Raw genomic sequence first — 22,207 nt, forward strand, 5'->3', positions numbered from 1 at the left:
TGCTCCTGCTCCTGCTCCTGCTCCTGCTGCCGCCCCTACTCCCCTGCCCCTGCCGCTGCCGCTGCCGCCCCTACTCCCATGCCCCTGCCGCCCCTACTCCCCTGCCGCTGCCGCTGCCCCCAGCTGGCCTGCCTTCGCGACTCAGCCGGCATAACTCCTGCAATTTGCTGGACAGCGAACCGGACGGCCCGTGTTTCTGCGGCGCGATCACCGGCACACGTGATTCAGCAGGAGTTGTGCCCGCAGCGCAGGATCCAGGCAGCCACACACCGGGGAGCTGCCTCACGTCAACTCAATGCAGAACCTATGTGACTACCCAGCCGGCATAACTCCTGCAATTTGTCCGGCAGCCGGCCGGTCACCGGGTGTTTCCGCGGCTCGGCCACTGGACACGCATGATTTTGCAGGAGTTATGCATACGGGCAGCAGGACGGCAAGCAGGACTTGAACCTGCCTATCGCCCAGACGCACACCCTCGGGCATGGCTCTGCTCGGCCCAGTCGGCCTGGCTTGTCGGCACAACTCCGGCTATTTGCACGGCGTGACGTTATGCAGTCCCTGTTTCTGCGGAATGCAGAATCAGCGCACGCGATTCTGCAGGAGTTATGCACCGCAGGTGAACACCAGGGCACCACGCATCAAGACACCAACGCACCAAGGCAGGCGAACACCTGGCACCCGGCACCCCGGCAACTGGCAACTGGCAACTGGCAACTGGCAACTGGCAACTGGCAACTGGCAACTGGCAACTGGCAACTGGCAACCGTCACCCGGCACCCCGGCAACCGGCAACCGGCAACGTCTCCACGCCAACTTAATGCCAAGGATATGCGCGACTCAGCGTGCATAACTCCTGCGATTTGCCCGGCAGCAAACCGGACGCCGCGTGTTTCCGCGGCCCGGCCACTCGACACGGGCGATTCTGCAGGAGTTATGCACGCGCGCAGCACACTAGTCCGGAGAAGACAGGCAGCAGCCAGCGCTCAGCCCGCCCCACGATCTACTGGGGCATCGCCAGGAAGACTTCACCTGCACCGGCGAAGGTCACCGCCCCTTCATCGGGCGTGATGAACACCGATTCGCCCCGCTTCAGTGCAATTGACGAGGACTCCCCCGCCACCAGGAAGCCACCGCTCACACACAGAGCGATCGCTGGCCCGGCCAGGGCCACCTGTCGCATTGGGGGCACGCCACCTGCATCGGCAGCATCTGCTTCGATATGCACGAGTTGGAAGTCGGGCACGTCGGGCCGGAAGACGCTCACACCGGGCGCAATGACCACCGGCGGCAGGTAGGGAATGGGTAGCGGCGAGAAGTCGAGCACGTCGAGCAGTTCATCGACATCGATGTGCTTTGGCGTCAGTCCGCCACGCAAGACGTTGTCTGAAGCCGCCATCAGCTCAACGCCAAACCCTGACAGATAGGCGTGGATGTTGCCGGCGGGCAGATAGAGCACCTCACCGCGCTTGAGCGACACCCGGTTCAGCAGCAGCGACAGCACGATTCCCGGGTCGCCCGGGTACTCGGCGGCGAGCGAACGCACTGTCTCGAGCTCCCGCAGGAAGCTGATGTGAGCACCGCCGTCAGCAAGGAAGCCGGCCTGTTCGGCGAGCGCAACAACCCGCTCGACCAGCCAGACGACTTCGCCGCTGTCGTCGCCGTGGCCGTCCCGTAGCAGCCAATCGACAACGTCATGGAGCGCGTTGTCACCCACCAGTCGCCGCTCAACCGAATCGAGGGCCTCAGCCTGGGGCTGATCGGTCGTCGCGTCGATGGCGCGGAGTTCCTCGAGGATTCGGTGCACTTCAGCAATCGTGCGGAAACCGCAGAGCGCCTCGAAGGTTTCGCTGAGCGCATAGATCAGCTCTGGCTTGTGGAACGGATCCTTGTAGTTACGATCGAAAGCTTCAAGCGGGATCCCCGCGGCATTCTCGAGCTCAAATCCAATGCGTGCGCGTTCAGCCGACGGATGCGCCTGCAGCGAGAGCGGCTTGGCCGCTGCAAGCAGCTTGAGGAGGAAGGGCAGACGTGGCCCTCCAGCATCCGTTGCTGTGCCCCAGTCTTCACCCAGCGCCTGTTGCGGGGCCCGTGCGATCCATTCAACCAGGTTGGCAGCTCCGCCAACCTTGACCGATTCGGTAATGGCCGCCGGTGACCCACGGTGTGCGCCCAACCACAGCTCCGCTTCTGGCGAGCCGGATGGCGTGCGTCCGAGAGCCGTTGCGATGGCATCCGTGGCGCCCCACGCGTAGTCCCGCGGTGTATTGGTGATGCCCACAAACATGGTCTGCTCCTGACCTTCTCGGTATGACCCAAACTACCAAGCGCTGACACTCGGGATGCGCGCCGCGACAGAACAAGGGCCCGGTTCCAACGAACCGGGCCCCGCTCAGCTGATCGACGCGAATTGCATAGGCAGTAGCTTCACCTCAGGCACTCGCGATCACACTCACACTCACACTCACACTCACGCCGTGCGTACAGCCGAACGCCAGCGCAGGATCAGCCACGCGGCAGCCGCGGCGAGCAGCAGGCCGATCACCAGGATGAGGCCGGGTGCGGCGCGAGCAGCACTCACGCTCTCTGCACCATCCTTGAGCTGCCCTGAGCCGGCGGCGACCTTGTCGTTGCCGTCCTTCAGCGTCACTGCACCCGTGGCGAGCTCTGTCGCGCCTGCCGAGAGCTCCCCTGCGCCATCCGCAAGCTTGCCGGTGCCCTCTGCGAGGCTCGAGGAGCCCGCCGCCACGGCCGTGGTTCCCGCCGCAAGGGTTGTCGCGCCAGCGGAGAGAGTCTGGGCGCCGACCTGCAGTGTGCCCGCGCCTGTTGCCAGACGGTCCGCACCTGCAGCAAGACTGCTGGCTCCTTCGGCAACTGATCCCGCACCTGTGGCCAGGCTCGAGGCTCCGACTGCAAGCTTGCTGTTGCCCTCGTTGAGCGCGAATGCTCCTGATGCGAGCACACGTGCGCCCGCCGAGAGCTGACCAAGCCCACCCCAAATGGTGGCGTTGCCTGCTTGGAGCGTTTGTGCCCCTGCCGAGAGCGTTCCTGTTCCCTCGGCAAGTGTGCGAGCGCCTGCTGACAGCTCTCCCGTACCCGCGGCAAGGGTCTTTGCCCCTGTCGAAAGATCACCGGTTCCACCGGCGAGGGTCTTCGCTCCCACCGACAGGGCGGCAGTACCAGTCGCAAGCGATTTCGCCCCGGCCGACAGGTCACTCGATCCAGTGGCGAGGGATGATGCCCCTGCCGACAGCTTTACTGTGCCGGCAGCAAGAGATGTCGCACCGGCTGAAAGGTCTGCTACGCCGGTGTCGAGAGACTTTGCGCCGGCCGACAGCTTGTTGGTGCCAAGTGCCAGGTCCGTCAGACCGACGTTGGTGTCAGCGGCCCCGGCAGCGACACCGGCAGCACCCGTTGCGAGCGCCTGAAGCCCACTGTTCAGAGTTGCGGTTCCTGCGCTGAGTGACGTCGCTCCGGCATTCACCTGCTGAGCACCGGCCGACAGTTCGGCGGACTTGATAGCGAGCGCCTGAAGATTGGCCAGCATGGTCGGGGTGTCGACCAGTCCCGCCTGCGCTCCAGCAAACAAGTTATTCAACGAGGTAGCGAGCGCACCGGCACCGGCTGACACTCCACTCGCACCGGAAGCAAGATTTGCTGCTCCAGCGGCGAGTCCAGTCGCCGGTGCAGAGACTGAGCCAGCTGCGGATGCAAGGCCAGTAGATACACCGGCTGCTCCGGCGCTGAGTTTAATGGAGCCATCCCGCAGCTTCATGGCGCCCGCGTCAGCGGTTCCGAGCCCTGCAGCCAATTCGGTCGCACCGAGGGATGCCTTTCCTGCGCCGACTGCGAGATCGGCGGCTCCCTTTTCAGCGGCAGCGGCCCCTACGGCAAGCTCACCGGCTCCGGTAGCGACCTTGCCCGCGCCAACAACGACGTCCGCAGCACCGGTGGCGGCGCTTCCTGCGCCTGCGGCGAGACTGCCTGCACCGGCAGCAACTGAGCCAGCGCCCGCAGCCAGCGTGTTCGCACCACTCGCGGCGCTGTCAGCTCCAGCTGCCAGAGCAGCGGCACCAGCCTCGGCCCGGCCAGCACCCGCCGCCAAATCAGCGGCACCGGACGCGGCTTTACCCGCCCCCGCGGTCAGCTCTGAAGCGCCGGCCGAAGCCTTCCCGGCCCCGGCGGCCAACGCCGCGGCACCGTTTGCAGCCGACGCTGCGCCGGAGGCCAACGACTGCGCGCCCGTGTTAGCGGATGCAGCACCCGCGGCCAGCCTGTTGGCGCCGTCGAGACTGGTGAGCGAGCCGACAAGCAGGTCGTCGACTCCGGTAGCGGCCTTCGCCGCCCCCGCAGCCACGCTTTGGGCACCGACGTCAGCACGGGTCGCGCCCGCTGCCAATTCGGTCGCGCCGCTGGCTGCCGTCGTGGCACCAGCACTCATCGTCTCGGCGCCGGTGGCGAGGGTGGCCGCTCCGTCTGCGACCTTGCCGGAGCCATCCTGAGTCTGTTTGGCGCCCGCGGTGAGCTCGGCGGCTCCGCTGGCCAGGCGCCCCGTGGTGAGGAAGAAGAACACCAGGAGCGCGACCAACATCAGGCTCAGGGTGATAGTTGCGATTCTGACGCCGATGCCGTGGCGCCGCCGGGTGGGAAATGCTGCATAACTCGTCATTGAGTACTCCTGTTTCTGGCTCGCAGGCGCGCCGAATAGCGCACGCATGGTCACCACGAGAGGCGGTGCAGGGAGGGAGATTCAGGGCCTGAGCTGGGGATTTTCGGGTCAAGGGGCAGAAGGGCGGCCTGAAGTGAGTTGAACGTACCAGCACAGGCGACACGCCGTGGAGCACCTGGGAAAGTTCTGCGCTCGGCTCCAACGCACAGCGGGTTCACCGCGTTCTGGTTGTGGTGTTCCTACAACGACTCAGCGAGGAACTGTAGAGTTCCTCGCCCTCACGCACCGCATCCGACCGGGCGAAGTCCGCATGCCGTCGCCCGCACTACCCTAGAGACCATGCCAGCCGTCCGCAGTCGCTACGCCGTTCGCGTTCTCGCAACGCTGGTTTTCTTCAGCCTGCTGGCCGGCCAGTTCTGGCGCAATCTACTCGGCTGGTGGGGCTACGGCGCCGTGGTGGCCATCCTCCTCGTCGGCTGCATCATCGCGCTCGTCTCGCTGAAGCCCGATTGGATGTGGCGCAGCTTTCCCAAGTCGCTCGTCGGATTCCTGGGGATCGTCGTCCTCTCAATCGCCTGGTCGTACTATCCGGCCGTGAGCGCCATCGGCATCGCCCTGCAGCTGATCACCACCGTCTCCGCACTCTTCCTAGCGCTCATCCTCACCTGGGCCGAATTGCTGCGCACGCTCGGCGCGGCCCTCCGCTGGCTCCTCGGGCTGTCGCTGCTGTTCGAGCTGATCGTTGCCGTCTTCGTGCGGCATGCTGTACTGCCGTTCTGGGTCGACTACGGCACTGAGAAGATCCCGGCCGCCTTCTACTGGTCGCGTGGCCTGTTGTTGTCCGGTGGCCCCATCGAGGGAATCGTCGCCAATCGCAACCTGCTCGGCTTCGCAGCCCTCCTGGCCGTCATCGTGTTCGCGGTGCAGCTGCGCGCACGCACGGTCAAGCGCAATTGGGGAATCGCGTGGCTGGCGCTGGCCGTTGTGATGCTCGTACTCACCCGCTCGGCCACGGTCACCATCGCCGGTATTGCCGTGGTCGTCGTGCTGGTGTTTGTCCTCTGGACCCGCAGGGTCGGCCCGGACCGCCGACGACCGGTGTACCTCACCGCCGCCGCCCTCGCAGTGGTCGGCTTGGTGGCATCCGTCACTCTCAGCCCGCTGCTTCTGAAGCTGTTCGGCAAGAGCGACGACCTCACCGGACGCTTCGACATCTGGAACAGCGTCATCGGCCTGGCCAATGAACGACCGATATTCGGCTGGGGCTGGGTGAGCTATTGGGCTCCCTGGGTCGAACCGTTCAAGGGCCTCGCCGTGCGCAAGGGCGTGACGTACCTGCAGGCCCACAACGCGTGGCTCGATGTCTGGCTGCAGGTCGGCATCATTGGGCTCATCCTGTTCGCCGCGCTCGTCATTTCGACGCTCTGGCGATCCTGGTTCCTTGCCGTCGACGCCCCGCTGGTGCCGGCGGCATCGGCCATACAAGCGGATGCCGCACGCGCGGCAGTCTTTGCAGCCTCTGTTTCGCAGACGCACAGCACCGCAGCCGCCAGCGAACCGGTGAGCGACCAGGCGGCCACCTACGTACCGGGGCCGTTCCCGGCATCCGCTCTGCTTCCCTTGCTACTGATGGCCGCCCTCGTCGCCCAGAGCCTGGCAGAGAGCCGACTACTGATCGAGTCCGGCTGGGTGTTGCTCGTCGTGCTGGCAATCGTCACCAAGCGACAGCAGCGTTCCGCCGCTGTGATGCCGTAGGGGTAGCGTAGAACCCCTATGACTACGCGCCGGAGCCTCGCTGCACTGGAACCACTGCAGCACATGTTCGAGTCGCCGCGGTTCGCGTCGTCCCTCACTCAGGTAATTCTCGTTCTGGCCTTCTCCACCCATTTGATTCGCAGCACGATGGGCTGGGCCGGTCTCATCGGGGCACTGGTCACCGCCGTAGTGCTGGCCATCCTCTCGATGATCGCCCGGCGCGAGAGCATCGAGTGGCACGGGTTGTTACCGATTTCGATCCTGCTCTTTCTGGGTTGGTCTGTGCTGTCACTTGCCTGGAGCAACTATCCGAGCTCAACGGCGATCGGGCTCGGCTACCAGCTGGCATTCGCATTCCTCGGCATCTATATAGCCCTCGTGCGCGACACGTTCCAGGTCACACGTGCCGTCGGAGACGTGCTGCGCGTGCTGCTCGGACTGTCGCTGGCGCTTGAAATCCTCTCTGGTTTGCTGCTCGATATTCCGATCGCGTTCCTCGACATCCGCGGCAACATCGCCTTCCTCGGACCCATCGAAGGAATTTTCGGTTCGCGTAACACTCTCGCTCTGGTGGCGCTGATCGCTGTTGTCACGTTCGCGATCGAGTGGCGTGCGAAGTCGGTGCGCCGCAGTGTGGCGATCGCTTCGACCGTGCTAGCAGCCATCTGCCTGCTGCTCTCACGCTCCCCCGTTATCAGCGTCGTCGCCGCTGCCGTCGGCGTTGCAGCCCTCGCCCTCTTCTGGCTCAGACGTACACCGGCCGAGAAGCGGTGGATGCTGCAAATCGGGCTGGCGAGCGCCGCTCTCGTGTCCGCCGTCGTGGCCTGGGTCAGCCGCACGCGCATCCTCGCTGCCCTGCACGCAGGCAGCGAGTTCGACGTGCGCTATGAACTCTGGCGCGAGATGTGGCAGCTCATCAAGCTGCATCCGCTCGAGGGCTGGGGCTGGGCGGGCTTCTGGCCGAAAGCCGCTAGTCCCTATGGCTGGCTCGACTACACCACCAAGCAGGCGCACTCCTCTGGCCTCAACGCCTTCTTTGACGTCTACCTCCAGCTGGGCCTCGTGGGCCTGATCATCTTCCTCGCGCTCGTGACGCTGGCCTTCGTGCGGTCATGGCTGCTGGCCTCCGACAAACGCCCGCTCGTCTATGTCTGGCCGGCGCTTATCCTTGTGATCCTCCTCGCGACGAGCGCGGCAGAGAGCACGATCCTGGTGGAGTTCGGCTGGGTGCTCTTCATCATCTGTGCCGTCAAAGCTGCGCAGGGCATGAGCTGGCGAAACGCTCTGGCCAAGAAGCCGCATCCCGCGTCGCGACCGGATGTCGATCCGTCCCGCTGAGCAACCGCAGGCAGGCATCTTCACGCACAGCCTTCATTCAGGGAGCTTCTTTGCTCTATGCAGTACCGTGCATAGAGTGACCGATTCAAATACCGGCCGCGCACCACGCGCGCGCAAGACCAACGACGCGCCCTCGTCAACCTCCGCAGCCGGCATCGGGCGCCATGCCCGCAAGCAGCGCGGATCGCGTAAGAAGATCATCATTCTCGCCTCCAGCGGCCTCATTATCGTTGGCGTGCTCGTCGCGGGAGGCTGGCTCGGCTCACGTGTGCTGATCGCCAAGTCGTCGCTTGAAGAAGCACAGGGCCTCATCGGTACGGTCAAAGACCAGGCCACGTCAATGGACTTCGCCGGCATTGGTGACACTGCCGAAACCCTCTCCGGTCTCACGAACACTGCTTTGGAGCAAACGAAGGACCCCACCTGGCGAGCGGCCGAGCTCATCCCTGTCGTGGGCACAAACCTCACGGCAGTACGTGAACTTACCGAGGCGGTCGACTCGATCGCACAAGACACTGTTGCGCCACTGGCGAGCATCGCATCGACACTGAGCCTCGACATCCTGAAGCCCGTCGACGGCAAGGTGAACATCGAGCCCATCGTTCAGCTGAGCGACGCCATGGGGCCAGCCGCGACCGCCTTCCACGCTGCCACTGAAAAGGCAGCAGCCATCAACTTCAGCGGAACCATCAGCCAGGTGAAAACTGCCGGCGAAAAGGCAACGGGGATGCTCGCCACAGCGGATCCGCTCATCAGCCAGGTCGAAACAATCATGGCGATCGCTCCCGACATGCTGGGCGCGAACGGACCCCGAAAGTACCTCCTCATCTTCGAGAACCTGGCCGAGACCACGGCCCTGGGCGGCACCGCAGCGGCCCTATCCGAGGTGACCGTCGACAATGGTGGCATCAGTATCAGCCGCCAGGCCTCCAGCCAGGACTTCAAATGGCGGTTCGACACACCCGACAACCCGGTTATTCCGATTGATCCCGGTGTCGCAGCAGTCTTCAACCCCAACATGTACCTCGCGCTCAATCTGGCGACGAGCCGCCCCGACTTCCCCACTGCCGCGCAAATCGCTACTGCATTCTGGGAGCAGGACATCGGGGGCACCCCGGATGGCGTCATCTCCATCGACCCCGTCGCCCTCTCGCACATTCTGGGAGCAACTGGCCCCGTTGCAATGAGTACCGGTGACCAACTCAGCGCAGACAACGCCGTTGCGCTTCTTCTCAACGAAATTTATTTCCGGTATCAGGGTGACGATGGTCCCGATAAAACCGATGCGTTCTTCGAGGAAGCCGCGAAGACCATGTTCGGCGCGCTGATGAGTTCAGGCTCAGACCCCAAGGTCCTCATCGAATCGATCATGCAAGGCGTGACTGAACACCGCATCATGGCCTGGAGCTCACATCCAGCCGAACAGGCGGTTCTTGCTGAGTCGCCGATGTCAGGCATCCTGCCCACTACTAACGACACCAGCACCACGACTGGCGTCTTCTTCAGAGACATGTCCGTCTCGAAGATGGATTTCTACCTGAAGACCGCCGCGACACTCACAACGGATGCCTGCACGTCGGCCACTCCCACGTTCACCACTTCGGTGGACCTGCACTCGAATATCACCGAGGAACAAGCCGATGAGCTGCCCGCGTACGTGGCTAGCGGAGTGTGGAAGGGCGAGAAGTTCAAGACCCAGGTATTCGTGTACGGCCCGCCCGGCACCTCACTGTCGGCGAGTTCAGTAGCGGTCGGCGGGGACGATGAGACGATCGTCGGTGATGCCGGCACGGATCTCGGCCGCCCAGTCGCCACTTTCTGGGTGATGTTAGCGCCGGGAGAGACCAAAACGGTCAGCGCCACGTTCACCGGCACCGAGGGCAGCTATGCGTCCCCCGAAGTCTGGACGACACCGATGTTGAACCCGACTGCAGTCACTATTCAAGCCGAGGGCTGCACCGCCCCTTAGGGCTCTCGACTACTCGGCGAATTGCCGCTGCTGGGTTCGGTGTTCCCACAGCGCCCGCTCGATGAGCTTCTCATCGCGGTGATACACGAGCGCGCGCAGGATGACCGCGATCAAGATGCCGATGACCGCCCCTATCGAGTTCGACAGGACGTCACCCCAGCTGGCGAACCGCTCAGAGAGCAGGGCACCCTGGGTGAGTTCAATGGCACCTGAGAGCGCTGGACAGATGATGAGAGCCAGCCACCACACCTTGGTAGGCAACAGCAGGGTGATCAAGAAGCCGAGTGGGACGAACATCACGATGTTGGCCGAGAACTCAAGCTTGTTGTACCCGAACCATTCCGGTACACCGTTGCGGTGCAGTACGTCGAGCACCTTGTCGATCGCGCCCTGATAGCCCTGGTCAAGGGGTGTCGGTGACAACGTCGCTGCCAACACGATTGCTGCATAGGCCAGCAGCGCCAGGAATGCCAGCCATTCCCGGGTGCGACTTTTGGGCGAGCTTCCGTGCCACGATTCAAGTTCACGCATGATGACCATCGTATTCGCCTCCCTAGAAGCTCTACCCGTACCGCGACAGGAACTGGCTGGTGCTTACAGCGCTCGGGCACGGAGATGTTCTGCACGATGGTAGATTGTGACGCAAGCTGTTCATCGTATTGGTTTCCGTACCTCATGTTTGGCTCCTGATAATTGCGATGCAAATGCCAATTTTGTGTCAAGCTGCTGCACAGTTGGCTCACAGCGAATTACATGTCGTGAATTAATTGCAGCTCAGCTACACCGTTGATCGCGGGGCACCAAGGCATGGCCATCGGGCAGATTCAAAGGAAATGATGGAAACTCTGAATAGCGACCGCGCCAGCTACCAATTCGACTCCTCGAATCAGCCTCAGGTCTTATTCGCGAGTCATACATTTGATGGCGGGGTGTTCAAGGTCGGCAGTCACCATCTGGCGAAGCAACTTTCGACCAACGGATACAGGGTTGCTCACGTCTCCACCCCGGTGTCTCCACTGCACCTCGTGCGGAAACCACTTGACCCGGCTCGGCTTGCAATCGCCCGCGCCGGTGCCCATAGAGACGAATTCGGGGTACTCCAACTCGTCCCTCGCGTGGCTTTTCCTTCGCAACTTCATCCGGCACCGCAAACCATGAGGCGCATACTCCGAGGCATAGGATTCGACCAGCCCGACTACGTCTTTATAGATCAACCGCTCCTTAGCGGTCTTCTCCCACTGCGAACAAATTCAACTGTGATCTATCGTCCTACCGACATCTACACAAGTGGGGTCCTAGCCAAGCGCCAGATTGAAGTACTCCGACGCGCACACGGTGTCATTGCAACATCGGCCGCGGTCCTTGAAAGCCTGGAAGTTCCCCGCGGCACTCGCACCCTCGTTTTGGAGAATGGAGTCGATTTTGAACATTTCTCCACTCGATCACACCATCAGAGAAGCGGAATCATCTATGCGGGGTCTCTGGATCACCGCTTTGATTGGGATGCCGTTATCTTGCTGGCGAATGAGTTCCCGGATGTGACAATCACCATCGCTGGACCAACGCGAGCTGATTTTCCCCCCCTCCCAGAAAATGTCAGCTGTGTCGGAAGTTTGCAATACGAGGAACTGCCTACGCGACTGGCTCAAGCTTCAGTGGGAATTCTGCCGCTCTCAGGTGCCATAGAAAATGCAGGCCGGAGTCCTATGAAATATTACGAGTACCTCGCTGCGGGGCTGCACGTTGTAGCAAGTTCTACTGAGACCCTCAGATCTCGCATGGCCGCGGGAGTCGAACTCTATTCGACGCCCGCAGAGCTGATTGACATGACAAAGCGGGCGTTAGCTCAGCAACAGGAGAATATCTTGGGGGCTGCCGATGCCGCCGGGCAGGATTGGTCTAGGAAGGCCAGCGCGTTGATGGCGTTCGCACATGACGTTCGTCGCCGCCAGCTTGGGCTAGTCAAGGCATCCGAAGACCTGACACGTTGATCTACGAATGCAGCTGCTAAAACTGCGTAGAGCGAGAAGTAGTCCAAATCTGCCACTCAGCAGGCCTCGTGTCTTAACTGAATTCTCAATTACAGACAGTTGTCGCGCCGATCGTTGCCTTGTGGCGTTCAACGTCGCTGCAAGGTTCTGAAGCCCTCGTAGGCAACCCGATGGGGTCCGTGGGGCGATGGGTCCCCGCGGCCATAGGAGTGAAGAAACTGGTGTCCTCGATTTCGGTATCTTCTTATCGAATTGTCTTCGGTGACCGAGGGATCGACACAATTCATCTGCGATTGGCACCACCCTGAACCGTCCCGAGAATCATGCCGCCGTTTTGCCAGCGGCGTTCTCGGTTGAGAGGCCGGTGGTTCGAGCGTAGTAGTTCTGCTCGTATTCCTCGGGCGGGACGTTCCCGAGGGCGCTGTGGAGGCGCTCTTTGTTGTACTAGTGCACCTAGTCGACGGTGAGCTCCTCGACATCGGTGATCATCCTCAAGACGCCAGCGCGGAAGAGGGACTCTTTCGCGACTGCCTCGTACTTGTAGAGGCCCATCACGGTCTCAGCGACGGCGTTGTCATAGCATCGCCGACGGAACCGATCGACGCGACGAGACCTTCGAGGGCGACGGTCTCGGTGAAGCGGATGGATGTGTGCTGGGACCCGGCATCGCTGTGATGGATCATTCCGGGCGAAACGGGGCGGCCAGCGTGGTCGCGGCGCCAGAGCGCCATCTTCAAGCACTGCTCCTCGAACGCGGTGTCCTTGAGCGTGGACAGATCCCAGCCCACGATCGCCTGCGCGAGTGCAGGTCATTACGAACGCCACGTAGATCAAACCCCGACCAGGTGGGCACATACGTGAAATCGGTCACCCACGCGTGCTTGGGTGCGGTCACGAGAAGTCCCGCTTCAGATAATCGGCGGCGCGACGGGCGTCCTTCTCGGCTGGGCGGCTCGGGGCTTGCGGCCTCGGATCAGACCGTTCATTCCCTCGGAACGCATCAGACGATCGACGGTGTGCTTGCTGATGCCGAGGAACCCATACCTGCAGCCAGGCCGTCATCTTGCGGCGCCCATAGAGCACCTCGGGAGCCTGCCGACCACGCGCATCGCGGTGCCGCAGCCGGTGCATGACGGTGGGGATGCCCGCGTCATCGATGGTGCATCCGACGCCGGGCGGGTGCACCAGGCCCGATACGACGGTGAAGAGACGGCCAGGACCTGATCGCGCAGCAGGACCTGGCGGATCTGCTCAACTCCATGGCCGTCCGCCCACATCTCATCGATGAAGCGGCAGATCAGTGGCGGTGAGGGTCGAGCTCCCTCGCGAAGTAAATCGAGGCCTTCTTCAGGATCTCGTTGGCCTCTTTGAGATCATGGTTCTCTCGCTTGAGCTGTCTGATCTCGTGCGGCTCGGCGCTCGACGGGCTGGCCTTCACACCGGCATCGATCTGCGCTTGTAAAACCCACCTGCGCAGCGTCTCGACGCCAACGTTGAGCTTGGGCGTGACTGCCCTCGCCGCGGCAGAAACCGAGTAGTATTCATCAAGCTGATCAAGCGTCATCCGGATCGCGCGTTCGCGGACCTCGGGAGGGAACTTCTTGGGCATGGTCGGATCCTTTCACCAGAAAGAATGCGGCATGAAGCCCGGGACGGTTCACCCCGCCCTCGGCGGGATGCTTGATCACACCGGTCTTGAGGTTCTGGGGCACGACCCAAAGGACACTGCCCCCGGGGTCGAAGCCGCCAACACAACGGCGCGACATTAACCCGGAAAGGTTAAGTTCCCGGATTCAACGCTGCTCGCCCCATATCACGCATGACACGCGCCGTGGCTACCGTTCCAATACAGTTCGGCGATATCGCAGCTTGCGAAAACGATTTGCAAGTCTAGGCAATGCGAACGAGAAAACTACGGCAGCCCCAATTGCAAACAGTAGAAACAGCAGGAACCCTTTGTTGAACATGAATATTCGCCAATATTCGAAGAATCCGTAGAGCAGGACTGCAGAAAAGCTAACTACAACCGATCGATATCGAGCAAAAACCCCAAAACCGAATGCGCCGATGCCCAAAGGTACAAGGGTGTAGAACAATCCCCATCCTCCGAAAGCAGCGTACGTATCGGCAAAAGCAGAGTTTGTCGAGAGATTGTCTGCGATACTGACTCGATTGTTGTAGCGCTCTGAAACCGAACTTGGCTGATTCAAGTCCTTGTCTGCGAGGAAAGTTGGGGTGATTGCGCCCAGCGAGCTCACCGGGTCCCCGGTGACTCTGAAGCTGCCATCGGCGATCAGGTTCGAAACCCCGACCGAGACTTGAGCGGGGGCGCCAAGATATGACGCAATTTGATAGAAATTCATCGCAATTGGACTACTAACCCCGTTCTCTTCGTAGTAGTTGGCGCTTCTGACGTAGGTGAAAGCTGTCAGACTCATAAAAATCACCGCAGCTCCGGCAACCAGAGCCCAAATCTTGATGCGCACTTTTCCCAATGCCCGATATTGAAGCATTGCGTAGACCAATATCGCCACAATTAGCGAAATACGGGAGGCAAGCGCGATATTTACGACGAGCAGCGCAACATTGAAAAGCGCTAGGTTCCCCGGCGCGAGCTTCCGCCGCCACAGGTAGATCCCGATAGGAGCGGCGATGGCTGTGGCATAGCGCAGGGTTGCCCAACTCGTCTGGCCCGGGAGGGCGTGCACTAACTTATTAACCTGGCGGCCGGCAACCGCATCGACGATAGAAACCTGTTGCGCGATTCCGGCAAGTGCAGCCACCACACCGATTGCTGCAATGACAGTAATGAACCAGTAAAATCGTCGTTCCAAATCAGGTTCCGACTCAAAACGCAGAAGCGGTCCGAACGGACGAGTCCGGACTCCCCCTGCGACGCCCAAGGCGACTACCGTAACGCAGAGCCCGTACCATAGCACCAGGATCGCTAGACCCCCAGCTGTCAAACCGCTTCGCTCTGAAAAACCTCTAAGCGCCTCGGAGCTTCCAGGAATGAGCCACATCCCGAAGCTGGCTAGAACAGTGGCTACGAGGAAAACGTGAGGCTGCGTGAGGCTTTCTATAAGACTCCTTGACCTTTGGGCTGCTGTCGAGAGGTTTTCAGGTGGCATCCGGACATCCTATCCGCCCTTCCCAACGTTCCAGAACCTTGGAACAAGCGGTTATTGGAAGTAGCTGGCATACAAATAATGGTCGTTGGTGCTGATCGGAAGGAATAGGAAGAAGGCCGTCCGCGTCTCCGCGTCGTATCAACTTCAATACCGGGGCTCTTTAGTGAGGAAGTATGAACCTCGCAAACCTTGACGGGCGTTCTGCAGACCTTCGAATGACAAAACATTCGACTTGCGACCGGCCGCAATCCTCATTTAAACCGCTCACTGGTCGATCATGTCTAGTCGCCAAATCGCATGATAGTCGTAGACACAGCATCTGCGACCTTTGACCATGTGAAATCTTTGGACTCTATGTGCCCGGTGGGAAACCGTTCGTGATCCTTGATTTCGCTCATACGAGCCGCCCAGCTCCTTGCATCGTCGGCCTGAGGGATCGCGTGCCCACCGCCCGCGCAAATTTCTCGCACGCTATCGCACCCCTCAAAGAAAATCACTGGGCTGCCGCACAATGCTGCTTCTAACGCGGGCAGCCCAAAACCTTCAAGCAGCGAAGGTTGCAGTGTTGCGCGTGCGCCCCGATACAGGCACGCAAGATCTTCGTCTTCTAGACCTGAAAAGACTCTAACCCGCTCAACGACGTCGTGGCGCGCAGCCAATGCTTTAGCGCCGTCACGATCAGACGTCACAAGAAAAAGGTCTACACCGTCCACGAGCTTTAATGCTCTGACGATGGTCTCCACATTCTTATGCGCTCTCAGATTTCCGACGTATAGGAAGTACGGGCGGACTGCGGAATACCGGCCGCCGACAGTCGTGAACGCGGGCGAGCTTGCATTTCCTGCATTTACAACATCGACTGCAGGGTCGTTGATCCACTCTTCGATGTGCCGCTTCGAGGTCTCCGACACCGTAATGACGTGCCGGTTTCTCTTTATTAGTGGCTTCAAGAATAGATTGTAGTAAGGCTTGTACTTCAAGACACCTGGACTCTGCAGATGAATCAAATCGTGAAGGGTTATCGTCTGCGGAACGCTCCGGAGAAACCCGTTGTAACCCGGTGAATAGACAGCTGACGGGGACAGCCCGCCCACTTTGACGCTCTTGGTGAGGAAATCGCTCGGTGACGAGGGACTTCCGGACGGCTCGATCGGAGCCCACGGCACGCTCAAGCGCGACAGAACCTCCGTCGCGTATCGACCGATACCGTTCTGGCCGCTCCAGCGGCTGTCGACGACGATCATCCTTGGACCCAATTTCGTATCTTTGTCTCAAAAATACCTGTGTCGAATTCCCAAGCACGAGAAACGCAGGCCGATGTGTTCGACGACGAGGCCAAGTTGACGGCCTCGCGTAGGGCTGAAGGGGCAAAAGAATGGACCAACGCTCCCGTTACGCCATGGACGACGCTCTCGGAAGCGCCACCGATAGCATTGGCTATGACGGGCGTGCCCGTGGCCATCGCCTCTACCGGCATGATTCCGAAGTCTTCTATGGAGGGGAACACATAGGCAAGCGCCCGACGATAGAGCTGGTTGAGAAGCGCGTGCGACGGCCTTGAGACAAAGGTAACGACCCCGGGGTGCTCCTCCGCAAGCGCACGGAGGCGCGGGCCGTCTGGGCCTTCTCCTGCCAGTACCACCCCCACCCCTGCGGCCACACCTGCTGCTATCGCCACGTCAAGGCGTTTGTAATGGACGAAACGGGATGCTCCGAGGATGAACGGCGAAGGCAGTCCCGCGAGGAGTGCTTCTTCCTCAATCGTCAAAGTGTCACGGGAGTCCTCGACAAAAGCGGCCACGTCTACAGGGGGATAGATGATTTGGCTTTCCCTACCCCACGCCATTTCAATTCGCTGCTGAATGAATGCGCTGTTGGCCGCAATGCTGAAATCGCCTTGTGCACGTTTGCGGTCAAGAGCTTTGAGTGGCATCGATATTGCTCGCGCCAGCCAGCCGTTGCCCCTGCCGTCCAGCTCTGGAGCCCAGATGTACCGAGCGGGAGTGTGCACGTACACATACTTCCGCGCGGTCTTCGCGGATCCAGAAAACTGAGCATGATGCGCAAAGAGATGGCTGCTGCACAGCACCCAATCGGCATCCGCCTCAGGCAGGTTTCGCCACACTGCGGGCATGAACGGAAGCGCAAATGCTTTGTTCCGTCGTAGCGGGGTGCGAGAAAGCCACGTCTCACTGACCCGGCCGGCTTCGAACCGTGACGGCAGGTCGTCCCAGAGACACATAATGGGAGCGTCTGGAAAGATCCCGGCGATAGTCTCTACGACGTTCTCCGAGCCCCCTGTCTTCGCCAACCACTCGTGGACGATCTGACCTGTCATCGATGATTTCCTATGTGAATGAGAATGTGCATGAGCGGGAAGGTGTCGATGCGGCTGTCCAGATCTGAAGCCGGGTCCAAGTTGTGAGTCGTAAGCAATTAGTGCACGTCACCCCCGGGAGCGACGACTGCCTTCACCGTTTGCCACAAGATCACGAGGTAACTGCCATCGACGCAGTACTGGCCGAGTCGTATGAAATCTTCCACGAGAGCTTCGAACGGCCACTTACCCGCCGTCGGCCACTCATCCCAGGCTTCATGAAGAGCGACCGATGCGCAGCACTGTCATACAGGCCAGCTTCAGTTTCCCGCTGCGGACGTGGAGCTCGAAGGACGTTTATAAGTTGCGGAATATCTCCGAGGGAGTACTTCCGAATGAAGCGACCGACCGGTGTGACCCGAGGGTCGTTCATCACCATAAAGAGCGGCTTCCCAGACGACCCCTGGGCATCAAGTAGGTTGGCCAGTCGGTCGTCGGCGCCGTGCACCATCGTGCGGAACTCCAGCATTCCAAACGGGTTGCCTCGCAGGTCCTTTGTCGGAAGTTCCGCAATTGAGATCGTGTAACCGCGGTTGGTGATCCAAAAGATTTCTGAGGCAAACACGGCGACTGCTATGACGACAAGGTCGCTAATAGAGAGCATCCTTGTATACGTGCGCTGCCGAGTGCTGTCGGTGGGTACATGCTGACCGCTCTCAAGCACGCCATTCTCCCTGCAGAATTTCTTGACTCATAGCACCAAAGGCGATCCCAAAAAAACGACGAACAATCTCATTCTGGCACATGCCCCGATAGCCACGGCCCGGCGCACCGCGCCCGATTGCATTCGGCATCGGAAAACCTGACATGCACTCGCGGGGAGCGTCAGTGGTGCGAGCCAAAGGTAGCCTGCGGAGCGCATTGACCGCCGAGCGACCGTGACAGCGTGCGGTTTGGATAAAGCGTTTGTCGGCGCCGAGATGGGCGACGGCGGCTTTGATATCGGCGAACAGCCGGTACGGGAAAGTGTTGTCAGAGCACCTGCCGCTGGCGACGGCCTCGCCCCGGTTTCGTAGACACGGGGTTATGCGGGCTTGCTGAAGCTCCGCGGTCTGGTCTGACTATCGCAGCTCGGAGCTGACCAGGGCTACCTGGCCGAGCGAGTGTTGCCATTCGCGGCCATGAAGACAGCGATCTGTTCAGCGGCGTACTGGCTGCCGCTGTCGCTGTCGCTGTCGCTGTCGCTGTCGCTGTCGCTGTCGCTGTGGCTGTGGCTGTGGCTGTTGCTGTGGCTGTGGCTGTGGCTGTGGCTGTGGCTGTGGCTGTGGCACACTAACTTGCCGGGCAGCTCGCCGCGCAGCCTGATCGCCATTTGGAGGGCGTCCTCGATCAGATCGTTGCGTATGTGCTCATCGATGGCCCAGCCGATCATCCGACGCGAGTGCGCGTCGATCACGGTCGCCTAGTTGCAGCCATCCCTCCCTCGTTCGTAGATGCGTGGTGTCACCGACCTAAATCTGGTTCAACGCCCCGGTACCCCACTGCCGTTTCACGGCGTCTACCTGGTAAGCATCGGCATGGTCGATGATCGTCGTCCGCCACCGCTTCGGTCAGATTCCCCGCAACCCGAGCTTCGGCACGGTCTTCGCAACCGTTTTGCGGGAGAAAATGGTCTCAACATCATCGCGGAGATCGGCAAGTATCTTCGGCGCACCAGAGACCTCGTCGGATTCTTCGTGAACCACGTCTCTTTCTGCTCGATCTTCTCCCGACGGGCCCCGCCTCAGCTAGGCGTAGTACCCAGAGCGGGCGGCTCCGAGGGGTCTAGCCATGCGCACGATCGTGAAGGCACTTTTAGCTGCCAGCATCAGTTTCGAACGCTTCCCATTTGTACCGAAGAGCAACGCTTCTTCAGGAACGCCCGATCCAGTTTCAGCTCCGCGTTCTCTTTCCGGAGCCGGGCAAGCTCAGCCCGCACCGACTCGCCCAAGGCACCTGTGCCGGCGTCGTGCCGGTCCCGGTAAGCCGTGACCCAATTGCCGAGCGTCTGCTCGACAATGCCGAGATCGCGGGCGAGCGTCGCGACTGGTCGGCCGGCATTGATCACAGACCAGCTTCACGGCTTTGTCTTTGTCTTTGCACTCAGACGTGTACGCCTTGTGTTGCTTTCCCAAACTGAATGTCGTTCATTGGACGGGCCCACAGAACTGGGTCACGGCCAAAGTGAGTTCTTCGACTTCGGCGAGGGTCCTCAGCGGACCGGACCAGTACGGTCCCCTTCTTTATCGCTTCGTTCTTGTAGAGCCTAATCGCCGTCCCGGCGGCCGCATTGTCGTAGGCGCCGCCGCGCGATCCGATCCATGCCACCAGTTCCCCCAGCGCGAGTGTCGGCGAACCGGATTGAGGTGTCCTGGGACCAGAAATCGGAATGGTGAATCAGACCCGGCAACACTGGCGTACTGGCGTGATCGCGGCGCCAGAGCGCTATTTTCAGGCAGCACTCGACGAATGTGTCGACGGTCGCTCGTGAATAGAGGTCGATCGCGAACGTGATGTGGTGAGGATCTCCGAGTAGACCACGCGCGAGTGATCATCGATGGTCGAGTGCAGAAAGGCATTCGGCGGGCGCGGACTTCTTCTTGTTCTTCCACCCCGCGGACCGGCCAAGGTGCGTCAGCCGCCGCCGTGCGAATATTCTCGCTGACTTGCGATCCAACTCGCCGCTTAACCAGTGTCCACGCTCTGGGTTCAAAGCCAAGCTATGCTGTTGCAGTTGTTGCAGTTGCTGTCGTTTTTTGCGTCTGGAGGTGATATTTGTGGGATCACAGAGTGCACTCGGGTATTCAAAACCTGATTCTGACAGGTTCGGGCTAAACGTCTGTAGGGCTACACTTCCGGATTTCAACGCTGCTGAGTTTGTTCAGCAGGCAGGGGAACTCGGATGTGACGTGGCGATAATCCGTGTCCCGTCCGGTAATGCGTCGTCGCTCGCTATCCCGCACCTCGGTTTCACCACGATCCACGCAGATACCCTCGTCTATTACGACTGCGATATTGAGAGCGTCGTTCCACGGGAACGAACTAACTCCGATATTGAGTTTCGGAACGCTACGTTGAGTGACATTGACGAGCTCTCGATTCTCACGCGGTATATCTTCCACGACTATAGAAGCCACTATTCTGCGAACCGGTTATTCGATCCCTCGGGCATCCCGCATGGCTACGGTGAGTGGGCAGCAAGTTTTGTTGGCCAGGAGTCGAAACAGGTCCTCCTCGCATGCGCCGCCAACGAGATCGTTGGTTTTCTCACATTTGAAGTAGAGGACGAGACTGCAGAGATCGTTCTGAATGGCGTTCATCCAGAGTGGGCCGGACGCGGTATCTATGGTGACCTCATTACGCTTGTGCAGGAATACGCCGCTCAATTCCATTTTCAGCGCATTGTAGTTTCCACACAGGTGCACAATATTTCCGTTCAACGAGCCTGGCGTCGTGAGGGTTTCAAGCTCAGTCATGCCTACGACACTTTCCACATCAACACCCTTTTCAGTGCTGGGGCGCGGATTGCCGAATATCGGCTCGATCTCTCGCACGAGGTTCAGGCTGACCATAGTGCTGCTGTCATGGACGTCGTCGTGCGCGCTGGTCGTGACATCGGCCTGCGCGCTTCCAATGTGACTTGGATCCCGCTGCGGAAAATTGTTGGCGGAGCCTATTTTCTGTCAATCCGGTCGGTAGACCGCAGAGATGAACCTACTAACAGTCTGATCGTGGGCGAACTCCGTCAGGTCGACGGAACCCTGGCTGCTGTTCTCCAGGCAAAGAAGCATTTTTTACTCCCCTAAGGACAGCCTCAGCAATGATTCCCTTCAACCGGCCAGCTCATACCGGCCTGGAAGACAAGTACGTGCTTGCAGCTCTCAACAGCGCCAAGATGAGCGGAGATGGTGACTTCGCACGAAAGTGTGAAGCCTGGTTCGAGCAAGAGATGTCTGTCTCCCGGGCCATGCTTACGCCTTCCTGTACGCAGTCCCTGGAAATGGCAGCTATTCTCCTCGGCATCGAGCCCGGTGACGAAGTTATATTGCCTAGCTACACGTTCGTCAGCACGGCGAACGCATTTGTACTGCGCGGGGCCACGGCGGTCTTCGTCGACATCGACCCGCAGACGATGAACATTGATCCGCAGCTCATCGAAGATGCAATTACGCCAAAGACGAAGGCGATCGTGGTGGTTCACTATGCGGGCGTCGCTTGTGACATGAACGTCGTGATGGACATCGCGTCCAGGCATGGCCTCTTTGTTGTAGAAGACGCTGCGCAAGCCATGGGTTCAATGCAGAACGGCAAGCATCTCGGCACCATTGGTCATCTTGGCACGTTCAGCTTCCACGAGACGAAGAACTACACCAGCGGTGGTGAGGGCGGTCTGCTCTTGGTGAATGATCAGAAGTTCAAAGACCGCGCAGAGATCATTCGCGAAAAGGGTACCAATCGTCGCGCCTTCTTCAAGGGACAGATTGACAAGTACACCTGGGTTGATATTGGAAGCAGCTACCTTCCTTCCGAGGTTCAAGCCGCCTACTTGTGGGGGCAGATCGAGGGATACGAGTTGATTTCCAAGGATCGCCTCAAGACCTGGAACTACTTTTATGAGACGTTGAGCGAATGCGCAGAGGAGATCGGTCTCACGCTGCCCCCGAAACACGAGGACGGTCTTCATAACGCCCACATGTTCTACGTCAAAGTTCAGAATCTGGAACTGCGCGGGAAGTTCATTCAACACCTCGCAGAGCGTGATGTCTTAGGTGTCTTTCACTACGTGCCACTCCACAGCGCGCCAGCTGGACTGAAGTATGGAAGGTTCCACGGCCCAGACACTCACACCACGGCCGAGAGTGAGCGGCTCGTACGGCTGCCCCTGTGGTATGGGATGACTGACGACGAACGTGCACAGGTAGCGGATGCTGTCATGACCTTCCGCGGCTGAGCCCGCCACGCCATTGTCCGAAGCTGCGTCTGCACTCGAGAAAGAATCAA

At 60.4% G+C, this 22,207-nt stretch carries 19 protein-coding genes; 7 read left to right on the forward strand and 12 right to left on the reverse strand.

The features are described from left to right. Nucleotides 1-1,000 precede the first annotated feature (1,000 nt). On the reverse strand, nt 1,001-2,284 hold the full coding sequence (gene manA, locus ACMT3I_RS08555; RefSeq protein ID WP_414804063.1) for a mannose-6-phosphate isomerase, class I: 1,284 nt from the start codon (nt 2,282-2,284) through the stop codon (nt 1,001-1,003). Between the two features lie 183 nt (nt 2,285-2,467). Then, nucleotides 2,468-4,666, reverse strand: a complete 2,199-nt coding sequence (locus tag ACMT3I_RS08560; RefSeq protein WP_414804064.1) for a hypothetical protein — start codon at nt 4,664-4,666, stop codon at nt 2,468-2,470. Nucleotides 4,667-5,005: 339 nt separating this feature from the next. Here ACMT3I_RS08560 and ACMT3I_RS08565 point away from each other — a divergent pair, with 339 nt between their 5' ends. From ACMT3I_RS08565 to ACMT3I_RS08575, 3 genes are all read left to right on the forward strand, one after another. Beyond that, nucleotides 5,006-6,421, forward strand: a complete 1,416-nt coding sequence (locus tag ACMT3I_RS08565; protein WP_414804065.1) for an O-antigen ligase family protein — start codon at nt 5,006-5,008, stop codon at nt 6,419-6,421. A gap of 18 nt (nt 6,422-6,439) precedes the next feature. Beyond that, nucleotides 6,440-7,759, forward strand: coding sequence for an O-antigen ligase family protein (locus ACMT3I_RS08570; protein WP_414804066.1), 1,320 nt, complete (start codon nt 6,440-6,442; stop codon nt 7,757-7,759). Nucleotides 7,760-7,835: 76 nt separating this feature from the next. Beyond that, complete coding sequence (locus ACMT3I_RS08575; RefSeq protein WP_414804067.1) at nt 7,836-9,728, forward strand: DUF4012 domain-containing protein; 1,893 nt, start codon at nt 7,836-7,838, stop codon at nt 9,726-9,728. A gap of 9 nt (nt 9,729-9,737) precedes the next feature. On the opposite strand, the gene ACMT3I_RS08580 is transcribed toward ACMT3I_RS08575, so the two are convergent. After that, nucleotides 9,738-10,259, reverse strand: a complete 522-nt coding sequence (locus tag ACMT3I_RS08580) for a VanZ family protein (RefSeq protein ID WP_414804068.1) — start codon at nt 10,257-10,259, stop codon at nt 9,738-9,740. Between the two features lie 302 nt (nt 10,260-10,561). Here ACMT3I_RS08580 and ACMT3I_RS08585 point away from each other — a divergent pair, with 302 nt between their 5' ends. Next, the gene (locus ACMT3I_RS08585) at nt 10,562-11,719 is read left to right on the forward strand and encodes a glycosyltransferase (RefSeq protein WP_414804069.1); all 1,158 of its coding nucleotides are present in this window, start codon (nt 10,562-10,564) and stop codon (nt 11,717-11,719) included. Between the two features lie 551 nt (nt 11,720-12,270). Here the strand turns inward: ACMT3I_RS08585 and ACMT3I_RS08590 are convergent. After that, complete coding sequence (locus ACMT3I_RS08590; RefSeq protein ID WP_414804070.1) at nt 12,271-12,456, reverse strand: hypothetical protein; 186 nt, start codon at nt 12,454-12,456, stop codon at nt 12,271-12,273. A gap of 289 nt (nt 12,457-12,745) precedes the next feature. On the opposite strand from ACMT3I_RS08590, the gene ACMT3I_RS08595 reads away from it, so the two are divergent. After that, entirely contained in the window at nt 12,746-12,943 is a 198-nt protein-coding gene (locus ACMT3I_RS08595) for a hypothetical protein (RefSeq protein WP_414804071.1), read from the forward strand. Between the two features lie 73 nt (nt 12,944-13,016). Here the strand turns inward: ACMT3I_RS08595 and ACMT3I_RS08600 are convergent, their stop codons facing one another. The 8 genes from ACMT3I_RS08600 to ACMT3I_RS08635 form a co-directional block, all read right to left on the reverse strand. Further along, nucleotides 13,017-13,328, reverse strand: a complete 312-nt coding sequence (locus ACMT3I_RS08600) for a transposase (RefSeq protein ID WP_414804072.1) — start codon at nt 13,326-13,328, stop codon at nt 13,017-13,019. A 226-nt stretch (nt 13,329-13,554) separates the two neighbouring features. Further along, nucleotides 13,555-14,553 (reverse strand): hypothetical protein, encoded by a 999-nt coding sequence (locus tag ACMT3I_RS08605; protein WP_414804073.1) that lies wholly within the window; start codon nt 14,551-14,553, stop codon nt 13,555-13,557. Between the two features lie 578 nt (nt 14,554-15,131). Continuing rightward, nucleotides 15,132-16,094 carry a glycosyltransferase family 4 protein gene (locus ACMT3I_RS08610; RefSeq protein WP_414804074.1) on the reverse strand — a complete coding sequence of 321 codons (963 nt, stop codon included), beginning with the start codon at nt 16,092-16,094 and terminating at the stop codon, nt 15,132-15,134. Then, complete coding sequence (locus tag ACMT3I_RS08615) at nt 16,091-17,188, reverse strand: glycosyltransferase (RefSeq protein ID WP_414804075.1); 1,098 nt, start codon at nt 17,186-17,188, stop codon at nt 16,091-16,093. The genes ACMT3I_RS08610 and ACMT3I_RS08615 overlap by 4 nt, the downstream gene beginning before the upstream one ends. Before the next feature lie 151 nt (nt 17,189-17,339). Next, nucleotides 17,340-17,831, reverse strand: coding sequence for a sugar transferase (locus ACMT3I_RS08620; RefSeq protein WP_414804076.1), 492 nt, complete (start codon nt 17,829-17,831; stop codon nt 17,340-17,342). Nucleotides 17,832-18,314: 483 nt separating this feature from the next. Continuing rightward, complete coding sequence (locus ACMT3I_RS08625; protein WP_414804077.1) at nt 18,315-18,599, reverse strand: hypothetical protein; 285 nt, start codon at nt 18,597-18,599, stop codon at nt 18,315-18,317. Nucleotides 18,600-18,777: 178 nt separating this feature from the next. Next, complete coding sequence (locus tag ACMT3I_RS08630) at nt 18,778-18,912, reverse strand: transposase (RefSeq protein ID WP_414804078.1); 135 nt, start codon at nt 18,910-18,912, stop codon at nt 18,778-18,780. Between the two features lie 122 nt (nt 18,913-19,034). Beyond that, nucleotides 19,035-19,274: a transposase gene (locus ACMT3I_RS08635; RefSeq protein WP_414804079.1), complete on the reverse strand. Its 240-nt coding sequence runs from the start codon at nt 19,272-19,274 to the stop codon at nt 19,035-19,037. 841 nt (nt 19,275-20,115) lie between these two features. Between ACMT3I_RS08635 and ACMT3I_RS08640 the strand changes: the two genes are divergently transcribed. Together ACMT3I_RS08640 and rffA are read left to right on the forward strand one after the other, a co-directional pair. After that, on the forward strand, nt 20,116-21,012 hold the full coding sequence (locus tag ACMT3I_RS08640) for a GNAT family N-acetyltransferase (RefSeq protein ID WP_414804080.1): 897 nt from the start codon (nt 20,116-20,118) through the stop codon (nt 21,010-21,012). A gap of 14 nt (nt 21,013-21,026) precedes the next feature. Continuing rightward, nucleotides 21,027-22,157 (forward strand): dTDP-4-amino-4,6-dideoxygalactose transaminase, encoded by a 1,131-nt coding sequence (gene rffA, locus ACMT3I_RS08645; RefSeq protein ID WP_414804081.1) that lies wholly within the window; start codon nt 21,027-21,029, stop codon nt 22,155-22,157. The last annotated feature ends 50 nt before the right edge of the window (nt 22,158-22,207 follow it).

The sequence above is a fragment of the Leifsonia sp. A12D58 genome (assembly GCF_047530025.1).
Lineage (GTDB): Bacteria > Actinomycetota > Actinomycetes > Actinomycetales > Microbacteriaceae > Cryobacterium.